Source organism: Streptomyces sp. ISL-36 (assembly GCF_018614205.1).
GTDB lineage: Bacteria > Actinomycetota > Actinomycetes > Streptomycetales > Streptomycetaceae > Streptomyces.
Genome location: NZ_JAGGOS010000049.1, coordinates 76,192 through 92,000, shown reverse-complemented (window position 1 = coordinate 92,000; position 15,809 = coordinate 76,192). Strand labels below are relative to the sequence as shown.

Below are 15,809 nucleotides of genomic sequence, written 5' to 3'. Positions count from 1 at the left end.
GGCTTCGGCTTCGGCTTCGGCGGCAGCGTGCCAGGTGCGCCTACCGGCGCCGGGCAGTCGCCTCCCGGGGCCGGGTGGCGGGCGGCGACCGCCGGTGGCAACTGCCGGACGGCGGGCGGCGGCTGCTAGCGCCGCCTCCCGGTGCCGGGTGCCAGGCGGCGGCTGCCGGGGTCGCCTCCGGCGCCCACCCGCCCGCTCCCCCTCGTCAGGCGGTCGGTGGTGCCGAGCGGGACGGGTCCGTGCCGCGTTGCTGGGCCAGGACGTCGCGGGTGCGCTGGAGGCGGAGGGCCAGCTGGACCTCCAGGACCTGGCCCGGCTTCTGCCACTCCGCGCCGAGGAGTTCGCCGATCCGTTCCAGCCGGCGCGACACCGTGTTGGGGTGGACGTGCAGCGCCTCCGCCGCGTTCGTCGGGCTGCCGCCCGACGCGAAGTACGCCTCCAGCGTGCGCGTCAGATCGGTGAACCGCTCGGCGTCGTAGTCCAGTACGGGCCCGATCGCCGACTCGATGAAGCCGTCCACGTCGTGGTCGTCCGAGAGCAGAAGCCCCAGGAACCCCAGGTCCTGCACGGAGGCGGCCGAGCCGGAACCGCCCAGTGCGCTCATCGCGTCGAGGCAGCGCATGGCCTCCAGGTAGAGCCGCCCCGCGCTGTCCGGGCTCCAGCCGGGGCCGGCCGCGCCGACCGAGACCGGGTGGCCGAGCAGCGGGGAGAGTTCACCGGAGACCGCTTTCGCGACGGCCGAGGCGTCGAGTCCGGGCAGCAGCAGCACGATGCAGCCGCCCTGCACGGTCTTCAGACCGGACATCCGGTACGCGTACGAGGACGCCCACACCACCGCCCGCCCCTGCTCCCCGCCCTCCGGCCGGGCCACCACCAGGACGTGCGGCTTGCCCAGGTCGATGCCGAGGCGCCGGGCGCGCTGCACGATCTGCTGGGGGGCGTGCTGGGGGTCGGCGAGCAGGTCGTCGAGGAGCTCGTCGCGGACGGGCCCCTCGGCGACAGCCGTGGAGCGCTGCATCAGGAGGAGGAAGGCCACGGACTGGGCGGCCAGTTCGAGCAGCCGCTCGTCCTCGCCCGTCAGTCCGGTCGCCGCGCGGATCACCAGGACGCCCAGGTCCTCGGAGCCGGCGATGACCGGCGCCACCCAGGTGTTGTCGCCGGTCACGACGGGCCGGCGGCCGGCGTGCGCGTCCAGCGAGGCCTTCGCCACGGCCTCCTCGTCGAGGCCGGTGATCTCGCCGCCGAAGGCGAGGCTGCGTCCGCCCGGGTCACGGATCATGACGGTCGCGTCGAGCGCGTCGCCCGCCGCCTTTGCCACGTTGCACAGATCGCCGCCCGCCAGGACGAGGTTCATGATCCGGCTGTGGGCCTCGCTGATGTGCCGCATCCGGGTGAGGCTGGAGCGGGCCCGCGAACTGTCCAGCTCCAGTTCGGTCACCTCGGCCCGGGTCTGGTCGAGGAGGCCAGCCTTCTCGATGGCGACCGCGGCCAGGTCGGCCAGTGAGGACATCAGGCCGATCTCGTCGGGCGTGTAGTGGCGGACCCTGCGGTCGGCGCCGTACAGCGCGCCGACGGTCGTGTCGCCGCTGCGCAGCGGTACGGCCATGACGGCGCGCAGCCCTTCGGCCCTGACGACCTCGTCGACCGCCCGGGCGTGCGGGAAGCGGTCGTCCTCCAAGTAGTCGGCGGACCACGCCGGTTCCCCGTGGCTGTGGGCCTCGCCGCCCAGTCCGTGACCGTCGAGGACCCGCAGACCGGTGGTCAGTCCGGTGTGGGAGCCCTCGGTGGTGTGGACGAAGGAGGAGCCGTTGGCGTCGCGCAGGCTGACGTACGCCATGTCGAAGTCGAGCAGCCCCTTGGCCCGGCGGACGATGACCCGCAGGAGGCTGTCGAGGTCGTACGGGAAGGTCAGGTCCCGTGCGGTGTCGACGAGTGCGGCGAGCCCGGCCTCGCGCTGTTCCCGGCGGTCGAAGGAGGAGCTGATACCGATGGCGAGCTGAACGGCCCTCTCCAGCCTCGCCAGTTCGCCGGGTGGTGCGCCCGCCCGGCGGGCCTCCTCCAGCAGTGCTTCGTAGCGGCCCGGTGGGGCCTGTTGAGCGAGCAGCTCCAGAACCGAGAGCGCGTCGGTGCCCCCGCCTCCGTCCGCGCCGTGCTGGGACATTGCCTCAACCCCCGTTGTTGAGAGAAACCGGGAGCCCCTGAGGGAACCCGTACCGCTGGCCGAAACTAATTCGGCGCTGGGAGAGGGTCAACGGTGACCTCGGCCACTTCGTTCCCGGCCGATGGCCGGGGTACGACGGGGGTGGCAAGATCACCACGGGGTGGCGTGAACGGTGTCGTGCGACCACCTTGCCGGCGCGGCCGAGGGTTCGGAAAACTCCGGGCCCGAGGCGTCCCGGCCGAGGGGTCGGAAAACTCCGGGCCCGAGGCACTCCCCGGGGTCCGGCCGTCAGGGCGCCCCAGCGGCAGGGCGCGAGGTCCGGCCCAAGGGCCGGGGCCCGGGCAGTCGCCGGGTCGGGCCGTCAGCGTGCCGTCGTGCGCAGGACGATGCGGCTGCCGTGGGGGCCCTTCGTCTCGATGCGGCGGTGGACCTCCGCGGCCTCGCTCAGGGGACGGACCTCGACCTCGCGGGGGAACAGCACCCCGGCGGCGAGCAGTCGGTTGATGGTCTCGGCGGCCTCGGCCAGTTCGGCCGTGGAGGCGTGCGAGATGACGAATCCGGCGATCGTGCCGTCCTTCATGTAGAGCTGACCGGCCGGCAGGACGGGCTGTGTCCGGGCGCCCGCGAGAAGCACGATCCGGCCGCGTCGGGCCAGCACGTCCACGCTGCGGGTGAGGTCGTTGGTGCCCGACGCGTCGAGATAGGCGTCGACGCCGTCCGGTGCCGCCCTCCGGATCAGCTCATGGACCTCGGGGTCGGTGTAGTCGAAGACCTCGGCGGCGCCCAGCGAGGAGACGTACGAGGCGTCCCGCTCCCGGGCGGTGGCGATCACCCGTACCCCCGCCCGGGCGGCGAGGACGACCATCGCGCTGCCGACGTTGCCGGCCGCGCCCGCGACCACCACCGTCTCCCCGGCGCGTACGCGGCCGTGGGTGAAGAGCCCGAGGTACGCGGTGGCCGCCGGATGGACCACGGCCACCGCGGTCTCCGCGTCGACGCCGGGTGGAAGCCGGTAGAGCCGGTCCGCGGCGACGACGGCCTGTTCGGCGGCGGCGCCCTGACGCCCCTCGTGGCCCAGGCTGTTGCTCCACACGAGGTCGCCCACCGCGAAGCCGTGGACGCCCGCTCCGGCCTCCGCGACACGCCCCACGAGATCGCGCCCGATCACGAAAGGAAAGGGCAGCGGAGTCCGGAACACTCCGGAACGGACGAAGGTGTCGACAGGATTGACCGTCGTGGCCAGAACGTCGACAAGAACGTCCGTAGGACCGGGACGTGGTGCGGCCAGTTCTCCGTATTGAATCGCGTCCGGCGGTCCGAGCTCTTCGATGTAGGCAGCGCGCATGACCGGATACTGACAGAGTGGAACCGTTCTTTCGCCCCCGCGACGCATGATGTGTCAACTCGACCGGAAAACACGGGATTACCGACCTACGCTGACGGCCATGGAATTGACGATGACCGATCTGACGCCGGACGACCCCGCCCTCGCCACCGACGTCGGGCCGTTGATACGGACACTGCGACCCGGCCTGGACGCCGCCGGCTTCCTGGAGTTCGCGGCCGTCGCGCACCTCCAGGGACTCGTCTTCACCGCCGCGTACGACCCGGCCGGCCGGTGTCTGGGCGTGGCCGCACACCGCGTACTGGCCACGAGCCGCGGGCGGTTGCTCTTCGTCGACGACCTCGTCACCGCGCCGTCCGCCCGCTCGGCCGGCGTGGGCGCCCGCCTCTTCGACGAGCTGCGGCAGCGGGCCCTGCGGGCCGGCTGCCTACGAATCGAACTCGACACCGGCACGGCCAACCTCGGGGCGCAGCGCTTCTACCACGCCCGACGCATGAACATCGTGGCACTGCACTTCGCACTGGACGTGCGTCGGACGTGCGACTGATCCGCGACTGATCCGCATCGGACCGACATCGGATCGGCATCGGATCGGCATCTGACCCGCACCGGACTTGACGGACCCTGATTCGTTCCGTTGACCGTCCCATGAACGCTCAGCAGTATCCCGTTCCGAGAACGGCGAATTAGCGCCCATTCTCCGTCCGCCCTTCTTCACCCCGCGCATTCTCGCGGGAGCGGCTCGAATTCGCCTTGCCGATCTCTGTCGATCTCGGCATTTCTACCGACGAAAGCCTGGGGACATGCTGCTGCAGCGCATTGGAAACCGTGGAATCCGGCTGGGTACGCTGTTCGAGCGAGCGGCGTCCCGGCATCCCGCGAACGTGGTGATCCTCGACCACGACCTGGACATCGCGCCCGAGCTGGGGCGGCGTACGACGGTCGCGGAGGTCGCCGACCTGATCGACGACTTCGCGTCCCGGCTGTGGGCGGCGAAGGTGCGCCCCGGCAAGCGGGTCGTCGTCTACAAGTCCGACGGCTTCGACATCACGCTGCTGTCCTGTGCCATCGCCCGCATCGGAGCCGTACCGGTGCTGCTCTCGCCGAAGCTGGACGGCGCGACCGCCGCCGAGCTGGTGCGGCGCACGGAGCGGCCGTTCCTCCTGACGGACGCCACGAAGCTGGAGAAGGAGCTGCCGGCCGAGGTCTTCGACCTGGCCGGAACCGTGCTGCTCGCCTCGGGCAGCCATGAGCGCGCCACCGAGCTTGCCGGTCTGGCGGGCGTGGCGCGGGTCCCCGCGGTGACCATGCCGCCCGAGCACCCGACGCTGATCACACACACCTCGGGCACGACGGGAACTCCGAAGCTGGCCGTGCACACCGGCCGTACGCTGCAGGCCCGTTACCGGCCGCAGGTCTCCGCCATCGCGCCGCTGATCCGGGGCCGCGAAACGATCGCGATGCATGTGTCGTTCGTGCACTCGCGGCTCTTCACGGCGCTCGCGATCTCCCTCTTCCGGGGCTTCCCGATCATCGTGCTGGCCGACCCCGACCCGAAGCAGGCCGCCGACCTGTTCGCCCGGCTGAAGCCGGGCATCCTGGAGGCGCACCCCAACTCCTTCATGGAGTGGGAGGAGTTGGCGGACGACCCGCGCGGTCCGCTGTCGAACGTCAAGCTGTTCTCGTCCACCTTCGACGCGATCCACCCGCGGACCGTGCACACACTGCTGCGTGCCACGAAGCGGCGCGCGCCGCTCTTCGGCCAGCTGTACGGGCAGAGCGAGGTCGGCCCCGCGGTGGTGCGCGCCTTCACCCGGCGCCGCTCGCTGGAGGACGACGGGCGCTGCGTCGGCCGCCCCTTCCCCGGGATGACGGACGTCCGCGTGGTGAGCCGGGACGGCAAGGAGCCCTCGCCGGAGAACCCTGGCTACATCGAGGTCCGCAGCGACGGCCGGATCGTCACCTACCTCGGGGAGCAGGAGCGGTACGACCAGCAGGTGTCCGCGGACGGCTGGTGGCGGATGGGTGATGTCGGCTACCGCACCAAGTGGGGTTGTGTGCACCTGCTCGACCGGGAGGTCGACCTGATCGAGGGCTTCGGATCGACCCTCGCCGCGGAGGACACCCTCTTCGGGAAGCTGGCCGAGCTGGCCGAGGTCATCATCATTCCCGGCGCCGACGGCCGTGCCGTTCCGGTGGTCTGCACGAAGGACGACCGCCCGCTGGACCCGGCGGCGTGGAAGACGGCGACGGCCACACTGCCTCCGATGGCGGAGCCGGTGCAGTGGCGGCTCGGTGAGCTGCCGCAGACGGCGACGACCAAGATCAAGCGGCTCGAACTGGCCCGTCTGCTCGCGGCCGGCACGACCGGTGCGACCGGTGCGACCGATGCGACGCGTGTGCCCGGTACAGCAGGTGCGATCGATGCGACCCGTGTGACCGGTACGAACGGTTCCGCCCCCGCCGCCGGGGCGCAGGCATGAACGGCGCGCACGCCGAGCTCTGCATCGTCGGCGCCGGGCCGCGCGGCCTGTCCGTCCTGGAGCGGATCTGCGCCAACGAGCGTGTGGCGCCCACCCACCGGACGCTCACCGTCCACGTGGTCGACCCCGCGGCGCCCGGCCCCGGCGCGGTCTGGCGGACGGAGCAGTCGCGGCACCTGCTGATGAACACGGTCGCCTCGCAGGTGACGGTCTACACCGACGACAGCACGCGGATCGAGGGCCCGGTCGAGCCTGGGCCCAGTCTGTACGCGTGGGCGCAGCAGCTCGCGGTGCTGACGCGGGCCGGCGCGTCCGCCGACGGGTACGACGCGGAGACGCTGGAGGAGGCCCGCCGGCTCGGCCCGGACTCGTACCCCTCACGCGCCTTCTACGGCCGCTATCTGCACGACTGCTTCCAGCGGGTGGTGGACCGCGCGCCGGATCATGTGACGGTCCGGGTGCACCGTTCGCGGGCGGTGGCGATGGCCGACACCCACGGTGTGCCCGGCGGCCCGCAGGGGGTGCGTCTGGAGGACGGCACACGCCTCAACCACCTCGACGGAGTCGTCCTCGCCCAGGGCCATGTGCCGGCCCGGCCGACGGCCCGCGAGGCCCGTACGGCGAGCCTGGCCCGGATCCACAACCTGCGCTACATCACGCCGGCCAACCCGGCGGACGTGGATCTGAGCTTCATCGAGCCGGGGCAGCATGTGCTCCTGCGCGGCCTGGGGCTCAACTTCTTCGACCACATGGCGCTGTTCACGGCCGGCCGGGGCGGGGTCTTCGAGCGGCGCGACGGCCGACTGGTGTACCGCGCCTCGGGGCGGGAGCCGAAGCTGTTCGCGTCCTCGCGCCGCGGGGTGCCATACCACGCACGCGGCGACAACCAGAAGGGCGCGTACGGGCGTCACCTGCCGCAGCTGCTGACACCGGAGTTCATCGCGCGGCTGCGGGCCCGGAACGTCGACGGCGAGCGGGTGAACTTCACCCAGGACCTGTGGCCGCTGATCTCACGCGAGGTGGAGAGCGTCTACTACGGCACGCTCCTCGACTCACTGGGGCGCGGCGACCGCCGCGAGGAGTTCACCGCCCGCTACCTGGAGGCGGCCGAGGAGCCCGAGCGGGCGGCGCTGGTGGCGGAGTACGGAGTCACCGAGCCGGACCGGTGGGACTGGGAGAAGCTGTCCCGGCCCTACGGGGAGCGGAAGTTCACCGGCCGGGACGACTTCCGGGCCTGGCTGCTGCGCCATCTGGAGCGGGACGTGGCGGAGGCGCGGGCGGGCAATGTACGGGGCCCACTCAAGGCCGCGCTCGACGTGCTGCGGGACCTGCGCAACGAGATCCGGCTGGCCGTCGACCATGGCGGCCTGGAGGGCAATTCGCACCGGGACGACCTGGAGGGCTGGTACACCCCGCTCAACGGCTTCCTGTCGATCGGGCCCCCGGCCTCCCGTGTCGAGGAGATGATCGCGCTGATCGAGGCGGGTGTCCTGGAGGTCACCGGGCCGGGCACGCAGATCCGGCTGGACGCGGCGGCGCCGTCGTTCGTGGCCGCGTCGGAGTCCGTGCCGGGGCCGCCGGTACGGGCCGGTGTGCTGATCGAGGCGCGGCTGCCGGAGCCGGACCTGCGGCGCACCCGGGACCCGCTGATGCTGCATCTCCTCGGCACCGACCAGGCGGCGCCGTACCGGATCGCCGGGTCCTGCGGGACGAGTTACGAGACCGGGGGCCTGGCCGTCACCGAGCGGCCGTACCGGGTGGTGGACGGCCGCGGCCGACCGCACCCGCGCCGGTTCGCGTACGGTGTGCCGACCGAGTCGGTCCACTGGGTCACCGCGGCCGGCATCCGGCCGGGCGTCGACTCCGTGACACTCGGCGATTCGGACGCCATCGCGCGGGCGCTGTGCGCGCTGCCGCCGGCGACACAGGTACCGGCGGGCGTGCGGCCGGTGACGGAGGGCTCCTCGATGGAGCCGGCGGGGGTGATCGTGTGACGCGGCCGTGGGAGGACGCGGGGCTGCTGTCGCCCGTACGGGCCGGGACTCCGGTGGAGGCCGCGGTCGGCGACCGGGCCTGGCTGCAGGCCATGCTGGACGCCGAGGCGGCGCTGGTCCGGGCGCAGGCGCGGCTCGGCACGGTCCCGGCGGAGGCGGCCCGTGCGGTCTCCAACGCGGCGCGCGCGGAACGCCTGGACCTTCGGGCCCTGGCCCTCGCGGCGCGCGAGACCGCGAACCCCGTCGTCGGCCTGGTGCAGGCGCTGACCCGGGTGGTCGCGGCGGAGGAACCGGCGGCCGCGGAGTACGTCCACCGGGGCTCGACGAGCCAGGACATCTTCGACACCGGCGCGATGCTGGTCGCGGACCGGGCGCTGCGGCTGATCCGCGCGGACCTGTCCCGCACGGCGGTCGCGCTGGCCGCCCTCGCGGAACGCCACCGTGACACCCTGATCGCCGGCCGCACCCTGACCCTCCACGCGGTCCCGACCACCTTCGGACTCAAGGCCGCGGGGTGGCGCGAACTGCTCCTGGCCGCCGACGAACGCCTCGCGCGCGTCCAGGAGTCCCTCCCGGTGTCCCTGGGCGGGGCGGCGGGCACGCTCGCGGGGTACGTGGAGTACGCGCGCCTCGCGGCCGGGCCCGCGGGGGCGACCGGCGTGGCGGCGGGCGAGGGGGCGACCGGCGAGGCGGCGGCGACCGGCGAGGCAGCGACCGACGACGCCGCGGAGAGGTTCGACGCCGGGGCGTACCACGAGCGGCTCCTCACGGCGTTCGCCGAGGAGACCGGGCTGAGCACCGCGCTGCTGCCCTGGCACGCCCTGCGCGCCCCGGTCGCCGATCTGGGCTCCGCGCTCGCCTTCGCCAGCGGTGCGCTCGGGAAGATCGCGGTCGACGTGCAGTCGCTCGCGCGGACCGAGGTCGGGGAGGTCGCCGAGCCGTCGGGCGGGTCCGGACGCGGGGCGTCCTCGGCGATGCCGCACAAGCGGAACCCGGTCCTCGCGACCCTGATCCGATCCGCCGCCCTGCAGGTACCGGCGCTCGCCGGCGCGTTGGCGCAGTGCCTGGTGACCGAGGACGAGCGCTCCGGCGGGGTGTGGCACGCCGAGTGGCAGCTGCTGCGCGAGTGCCTGCGGCTGACCGGCGGCGCCGCGCACACGGCCGTCGAGCTGGCCGAGGGTCTTGAGGTGCGCGCGGAGCGGATGCGGGAGAACCTGGCGCTCACCGGCAGCCAGGTCGTCTCCGAGCGGATCGCCGCCGTGCTCGCGCCCCGGCTCGGGAAGGCCGCAGCGAAGGAGCTGCTGACGTGGGCGTCGGTGACGGCGGACCGCGACGGCCGGCCCCTCCCCGACGTCCTGGCCGAGGCCCCCGAGCTCGCCGGCGTCATGGACGCCGCCGAGATCGCCTCGCTCTGCGACCCGGCCGCCTACACGGGCGCTGCGGGCCCCCTGGTGGACCGGGCGCTGAAGGGCGCACCGTGAGCGCCGAGGGCCGGCGCGCGGGCGGCCGGTGGATCGAGGACTGGGACCCCGAGGACGTCCGGTTCTGGGAGGGGAAGGGCAAGCGGATCGCGCGGCGCAATCTGGTGCTCTCCATAGCCTCCGAGCACGTAGGTTTCTCCGTCTGGTCCATGTGGTCGGTCCTCGTGCTGTTCATGTCGCCGCGTATCGGGCTGCCGTTCACGCCCGGCGAGAAGTTCCTCCTCGTCGTCACCCCGACCCTGGTGGGCGCGGTGCTGAGACTCCCGTACAGCCACGCGGTCACCCGGTTCGGCGGCCGGAACTGGACGGTCTTCGCCACCACCGTGCTGCTCGTCCCCGCCTGCGGTGCCGCGTACTTCACACAGCGCCCCGGCACACCCCTGTGGGTCTTCCTCCTCATCGGCGCGCTCGGCGGCGTCGGCGGCGGCAACTTCGCCTCCTCGATGACGAACATCACCGCCTTCTTCCCCCAGCGCCACCAGGGCTGGGCCCTCGGGCTCAACGCGGGTGGCGGCAATCTGGGGGTGGCCGTGGTCCAGCTTCTCGGGCTGCTGGTCATCGCCACGGCCGGCGACACGCACCCGTCCTACGTCGCCGCGTTCTACCTGCCGCTGATCGTCGCCGTCGCGCTCCTGGCCGCGCTGCGGATGGACAATCTGGCGCTGGTGCGCGGCGAGAAGGGTGCATTGCGCGAAGCCCTGGGTGTCGCGCACACCTGGTGGATCTCGCTGCTCTACATCGGCACGTTCGGGTCGTTCATCGGGTACGGGTTCGCCTTCGGTCTGGTCCTGCAGACCCAGTTCGGGTCCAGCCCGCTCCAAGCGGCCTCGTACACGTTCCTCGGCCCCCTCCTCGGTTCTCTGGCGCGCCCCTTCGGTGGGCGGCTCGCCGACCGGTGGGGCGGGGCGCGGGTCACCGCGTGGACGTTCACGGGGACGGCGGCCGGGACCGCGGGACTGCTCCTCGCCTCGCGCGAGGGCTCGTTCGCCCTGTTCGTGGCCGGTTTCACCGTGCTGTTCGTGCTCACCGGGATCGGCAACGGCTCCACGTACAAGATGATCCCGGCCGTCTTCGCCGAGCGGGCCGGCCGCGAGGTCACCGGCGGCGGGGACGCGACCCGGGCCTTCGCCCGTGCCCGCCGGCTCTCGGGGGCCGTGATCGGGATCGCCGGCGCGGTCGGCGCGCTCGGCGGGGTCGCGGTGAACCTCGCCTTCCGGGCGGCGTACGGCTCCGAGGGCGGCAGCGGCGCGCCGGCGTTCCTGGCGTTCCTCGGCTTCTACGCGCTCTGTGTGGCGGTCACCTGGGTGGTGTACCTGCGGCCGGTGCGGCCAGGCCGGCCCGGCAGGCCCGGGCAGTCGCAACCGCGTCCCGTACGGTCCGGGGCCACCCGTGTCTGACCCGATCCACTCCCCCGCCGTGACGCCCGCTGTCTCGCCCGCCGTGACGCCCGCTGTCTCCTCCGCCGTGTCCGCAGCCCCCCGCGCGGTCCATACGCACTGCCCCTACTGCGCGCTGCAGTGCGGTACGCGGCTCGGTCACGCGGGCGGCCGCGGATCCCTCGGTGAGGTCACCGTCGCCCCCTCCTCCTTCCCCGTCAACCAGGGCGGTCTGTGCCAGAAGGGTTGGACCGCGCCCGAGGTGCTGTCGGCGGCCGACCGGCTGCGCGAACCCCTGGTGCGCGGCGCGGACGGGAGGCTCGCCCCCGCCGGCTGGGACGTCGCCCTGGACCTGGTCGCGGGGCGGCTGCGGGAGATCCGGCGGGAGTACGGCCCGGACGCGGTGGGCGTGTTCGGCGGCGGCGGGCTGACCAACGAGAAGGCGTACCTCCTCGGCAAGTTCGCCCGGATCGCGCTGCGGACCAGCCGGATCGACTACAACGGGCGCTTCTGCATGTCGTCGGCCGCCGCCGCGTCCAACGCCGCCTTCGGTATCGACCGGGGTCTGCCCTTCCCGGTGGCCGACCTCGGCCGGGCGGACGTCGTGCTGCTCGCCGGGGCGAACCCGGCCGAGACGATGCCGCCGCTGATGCGGCATCTGGACCGGGCCGCGCTGATCGTGCTCGACCCGCGCCGCACCCCGACCGCCGAGCGGGCCGCGCTGCATCTGCGGCCCGCGCCCGGCACCGATCTCGCCCTCGCGCTCGGGCTGTTGCAGCTGACGGTGGTCGACGGACGGCTCGACCACTCCTTCGTACGGGAGCGCACGAACGGCTTCGAGGAGGCCTGGCAGCGGGCGCTGCCCTGGACGCCGGAGCGGACCGAGCGGGTGACGGGGGTGCCGGTCGCGGCCCAGCGGGAGGCGGTACGGCTGCTCGCCGACGCCCGACGGGCGTACGTCCTGACGGGGCGCGGCGCCGAACAGCACAGCAAGGGTGCCGACACGGTCTCCGCGTTCGTCAATCTCGCGCTCGCGCTCGGGCTTCCGGGCCGGGACGGCAGCGGCTACGGCTGCCTCACCGGCCAGGGAAACGGTCAGGGCGGACGTGAACTGGGGCAGAAGGCCGACCAGTTGCCCGGCTACCGGATGATCACCGACCCCGCGGCCCGCGCGCACGTGGCCGGGGTGTGGGGCGTCGACCCGGCGGCGCTGCCGGGGCCCGGGCCGAGCGCGTACGAGCTGCTCGACTCGCTGGGGACGCCCCGCGGTCCGCGCGCGCTCCTGGTCTTCGGTTCGAACCCGGTGATCTCCGCCCCGCACGCCGGCCATGTCACCGAGCGTCTCGCCGCGCTCGATCTACTGGTCGTGGCGGACTTCGTTCCCTCGGAGACGGCCCGGATGGCGGACGTGGTCCTGCCCGTCGCCCAATGGGCGGAGGAGGAGGGCACGCTGACCAACCTGGAGGGGCGGGTGCTGCGCCGTCGCGCGCTGCTCGCTCCGCCACCGGGGGTACGCGGCGACCTGGAGGTCCTGCGCGGAATCGCGGTACGGCTGGGGGAACCGGCCGAGCGGTATCCCGTCGCGCCCCGCGAGGTCTTCGAGGAGCTGCGGCGGGCCACCGCGGGCGGCCGGGCCGACTACTCCGGGGTGAGCTACGAACGCCTCGACGCGGGCGAGGCGCTGCACTGGCCCTGCCCGGCGGTGCCGTCGGGACCGGCTCATCCGGGGACGCCGCGACTCTTCCTCGACGGCTTCGCGCACCCGGACGGGCGGGCCCGTTTCGTACCGGTCGAACACCGCGACGCGGCGGAACTGCCGGGCGGCGACCTGCCCCTGTACGCGACGACCGGCCGGGTCCTGGCCCACTACCAGTCCGGGGCGCAGACCCGGCGGGTGCCGGGACTGACGGCGGCCGAGCCGGAGCCGTTCGTGGAGATCCACCCCGACGCGGCCCGGCGGGCGGGCGTGACGGCGGGCGGGCTCGCCCGGGTGGTCTCGGCGCGGGGAGCGGTGGTGGCGCGGGTGCGGCTGGTGGAGAGCCTGCGGACGGACACGGTGTTCCTGCCGTTCCACTTCCCGGGGGACGGCCGGGCCAACCTGCTGACGAGCGGGGCGCTCGACCCCCGCAGCGGCATGCCGGAGTTCAAGGTGAGCGCGGTACGCGTGGAGCCGGTGGAGGCCGAGTCGGTGGACGCGGTACGGGTCGGGCCGGTGGAGGCCGAGTCGGTGGACGCGGTACGGGTCGGGCCGGTGGAGGCCGAGTCGGTGGACGCGGTACGGGTCGGGCCGGTGGGCGCGTGAAGCGGATTCTCGTCGTCGGCAACGGGCCGGCCGCGCATCGGCTGACCGACCGCCTCGGGGCACTCGGCCACGACGGCCCGGTGACCGTCCTGGGCGCCGAGCCCCACCCCGCGTACCAGCGCACCCTGCTCGGTTCGGTGATCGGCGGGGACCTGCCGCCGAGCGCGCTGACACTGTCCGCACCGCCGCCCGGGGTCCAGGTGCGGACCGGTGTCCGGGTCGTCGCGATCGACCGGGCGCGCCGCCAGGTGCGGTGCGCGGACGGGGCGGTGTACGGCTACGACACGCTGGTCCTGGCGACGGGGGCGCGGCCCACCGGCGATCTGCACACCCTGGACGACGGCGCCCGGCCGGTCCGGGGCCGGGTGGCCGTGGTGGGCGGGGGCGTCCTGGGCGTGGAGACGGCGACGGCCCTGCGGCGACGCGGGCACCGAGTGGTCCTGGCGCACGGAGGCCCGTACCCGATGCACCGCCATCTCGACGAGGTGGCGGGCCAGTTGGTGGCGGCGCGGCTGGAGTCCTGCGGCATCGAGCTGCGGCTCGGCGCGTACGTCCCGCCGTCCGACACGCTCGGCGCGGACACGGTCCTGCGGTGCACCGGCACCGTCCCGGACACGGCGCCGGCCCGCGAGGCGGGTCTTGCGGTGCGGCACGGTACAGGGAGCGTCGTGGTGGACGACCGCCTCCGCACGAGCGACCCCTCGATACGGGCCATCGGCGCCTGCGCGGGTACGCCGGACCAGGCGGGGTCCATGGCGCAGGCGGAGACCCTGGCCACGCTTCTCGCGGGGGGCGAGGCGCGGTACGTCCCGGTGCCGCCGCTCCTGCGCCCGAGGGTGCCGGGCCTCGACATCGCCTCCGTCGGGACCTGGGGGTGGCCGGGCGCCGGTCCGGCGACCGGGCCCGACGAGGTGGTGACCTTCTCCGACCCGGCGCGCGGGCGGTACGCCAGGATCGAGATCCGGGGCGAGCGGATCGCGCGGGCCGTGCTCGTCGGCCTTCCCGAAGGGATCGCGGCCGTCGGCCAGTTGTCCGCCACGGGGCGGCCCGTGCCCGCGGACCGGCTCGCCCTGTTGCTCGGCGGCCGGGCCGAGGAGCCCGGGGACGACCCGGCCGCGATGGCCGACGAGGCGGTCCTCTGCCACTGCAACAACGTCAGCAAGGGAACCGTCGTGCGGGCCTGGCAGGACGGCGCGCGGGAACTCACCGCCCTGGCGGCGGCGACCCGGGCGACCACGGGCTGCGGCGGCTGCGCGGAGACGGTCCGCGCGGTGTGCGCGGCGCTGCGGGTCCCGGAGGAGGTCGGATGAGCCATCACCGTACGCGAAGGGCCGCGGGACGCCCCGCGACCGGAACGCTTGAGAGGACGCGGGCAGCCGAGGTGATCCGGACGGCGCAGGCAGCCGAGGCGATCGGGGCCCGGACGGCGCAAGCCTCCGAGGCTATCCGGGCGGTCCCGGTGCCGTATGTACCGGAGGTGGCCGCGTGAGCCGTCGTACGCTCGTCGTCGCCGGGTACGGGCCGGTCGGGCACCGGCTCGTCACCGAGGTCCGCGCCCTTGACCGGACCGACAGTTGGCGGATCGTCGTCCTCGCCGAGGAGCCGCGCCCCGCCTACGACCGGGTCGCCCTCTCCTCCCTCGTCTCCGGCCGCACCCCCGGCGACCTCACGCTGCCCGCCCCCGACTCCCTGGTGGACGTGCGCCTCTCCACGACCGTGACCGGCATCGACCGGGTCCGGCGGACCGTGCGGTGCTCCGACGGGTCGCGGCACGCGTACGACGCGCTGGTCCTGGCCACCGGCTCGCGGCCGTTCGTGCCGCCCGTGCCGGGACACGATCTGCCGCACTGCCTCACGTACCGCACCATCGACGACATCGAGGCGCTCCGCGCCGCCGCCCGCCCCGGCGAACCGGGTGTCGTCATCGGCGGCGGGCTGCTCGGTCTTGAGGCGGCCGACGCGCTGCGGGGGCTCGGAATGCGGCCGCACGTGGTGGAGGCCGCCCCCAGACTCATGCCGCTCCAGGTCGACGCGGGTGGCGGCCGGCTCCTCGCCTCGCTGGTGCGGGAGCTCGGGATCGAGGTGCACTGCGGGGCGACGACCGTCTCGGTCGACGCCGACCGGGTCCGCCTCGCCGACGGTGCGGAGATCGAGGCCGGGCTCGTCGTCTTCTCCGCCGGGATACGGCCCCGGGACGAGCTGGCGTCCGCCGCGGGGCTGGCGACCGGGGAGCGCGGCGGGTTCCTCGTCGACGACGGCCTGCGCACGGCCGACGAGCGGATCTGGGCGATCGGCGAGTGCGCCGCCGTCGAGGGGCGCTGCCACGGCCTGCTGGCCCCGGGCCTCCGGATGGCCGCCGCGGTGGCCCGGCGTCTCCTCGGCCTCGACCACACGCCGTTCACGGACACGGGACAGCCGACCCGGCTCAAGCTGCTCGGCATCGACGTCTCCGGGTTCGGGGACATCCACGCCCGTACGGAGGGGGCGATCGAGTTCAGCGAGGCGGACCGTGCGGGCGGCCGGTACCGCAAGCTCGTCCTGGGAGCGGACGGGCGTACCCTCCTCGGGCGCGTGGAGGTCGGCACCGCACCCACCGGCACAGCACCCACCAACCCCGCACCCACCGGCACCGCACCCGTCCGCGCCTGACACCTGCCCGCGTCCGAC

At 74.0% G+C, this 15,809-nt stretch carries 10 protein-coding genes; 8 read left to right on the top strand and 2 right to left on the bottom strand.

What is annotated here, in order from left to right:
* Positions 1-205: 205 nt before the first annotated feature.
* Both J7E93_RS14025 and J7E93_RS14020 read right to left on the bottom strand, forming a co-directional pair.
* Positions 206-2,161: a GAF domain-containing protein gene (locus J7E93_RS14025; protein ID WP_215069101.1), complete on the bottom strand. Its 1,956-nt coding sequence runs from the start codon at positions 2,159-2,161 to the stop codon at positions 206-208.
* Positions 2,162-2,522: 361 nt separating this feature from the next.
* Entirely contained in the window at positions 2,523-3,506 is a 984-nt protein-coding gene (locus J7E93_RS14020; protein WP_215069100.1) for an NADPH:quinone reductase, read from the bottom strand.
* Positions 3,507-3,606: 100 nt separating this feature from the next.
* Between J7E93_RS14020 and J7E93_RS14015 the strand changes: the two genes are divergently transcribed.
* The 8 genes from J7E93_RS14015 (at position 3,607) to J7E93_RS13980 (ending at position 15,791) form a co-directional block, all read left to right on the top strand.
* A complete protein-coding gene (locus J7E93_RS14015) occupies positions 3,607-4,053 on the top strand; it encodes a GNAT family N-acetyltransferase (RefSeq protein WP_215069098.1) in 447 nt (148 codons plus the stop codon).
* A gap of 256 nt (positions 4,054-4,309) precedes the next feature.
* A complete protein-coding gene (locus J7E93_RS14010) occupies positions 4,310-5,989 on the top strand; it encodes a class I adenylate-forming enzyme family protein (protein ID WP_215069096.1) in 1,680 nt (559 codons plus the stop codon).
* Positions 5,986-7,983 (top strand): FAD/NAD(P)-binding domain-containing protein, encoded by a 1,998-nt coding sequence (locus J7E93_RS14005; RefSeq protein ID WP_215069095.1) that lies wholly within the window; start codon positions 5,986-5,988, stop codon positions 7,981-7,983. Before J7E93_RS14010 ends, J7E93_RS14005 begins: the two co-directional genes overlap by 4 nt.
* On the top strand, positions 7,980-9,464 hold the full coding sequence (locus J7E93_RS14000; protein ID WP_215069093.1) for a lyase family protein: 1,485 nt from the start codon (positions 7,980-7,982) through the stop codon (positions 9,462-9,464). The genes J7E93_RS14005 and J7E93_RS14000 overlap by 4 nt, the downstream gene beginning before the upstream one ends.
* Entirely contained in the window at positions 9,461-10,861 is a 1,401-nt protein-coding gene (locus tag J7E93_RS13995; RefSeq protein WP_215069091.1) for an MFS transporter, read from the top strand. The genes J7E93_RS14000 and J7E93_RS13995 overlap by 4 nt, the downstream gene beginning before the upstream one ends.
* 67 nt (positions 10,862-10,928) lie before the next feature.
* A complete protein-coding gene (locus tag J7E93_RS13990) occupies positions 10,929-13,142 on the top strand; it encodes a molybdopterin oxidoreductase family protein (RefSeq protein WP_215069114.1) in 2,214 nt (737 codons plus the stop codon).
* Entirely contained in the window at positions 13,139-14,452 is a 1,314-nt protein-coding gene (locus J7E93_RS38050) for an FAD-dependent oxidoreductase (protein WP_308368551.1), read from the top strand. The genes J7E93_RS13990 and J7E93_RS38050 overlap by 4 nt, the downstream gene beginning before the upstream one ends.
* A 175-nt stretch (positions 14,453-14,627) precedes the next feature.
* Complete coding sequence (locus J7E93_RS13980; RefSeq protein ID WP_215069089.1) at positions 14,628-15,791, top strand: FAD-dependent oxidoreductase; 1,164 nt, start codon at positions 14,628-14,630, stop codon at positions 15,789-15,791.
* Positions 15,792-15,809: the final 18 nt, after the last annotated feature.

Excerpts from the sequence above, each read along its gene's own strand:
- J7E93_RS14025 (WP_215069101.1), bottom strand. The coding sequence starts at position 2,161 with ATGTCCCAGCACGGCGCGGACGGAGGCGGGGGCACCGACGCGCTCTCG.
- J7E93_RS14020 (WP_215069100.1), bottom strand. The coding sequence starts at position 3,506 with ATGCGCGCTGCCTACATCGAAGAGCTCGGACCGCCGGACGCGATTCAA.
- J7E93_RS14015 (WP_215069098.1), top strand. The coding sequence starts at position 3,607 with ATGGAATTGACGATGACCGATCTGACGCCGGACGACCCCGCCCTCGCC.
- J7E93_RS14010 (WP_215069096.1), top strand. The coding sequence starts at position 4,310 with ATGCTGCTGCAGCGCATTGGAAACCGTGGAATCCGGCTGGGTACGCTG.
- J7E93_RS14005 (WP_215069095.1), top strand. The coding sequence starts at position 5,986 with ATGAACGGCGCGCACGCCGAGCTCTGCATCGTCGGCGCCGGGCCGCGC.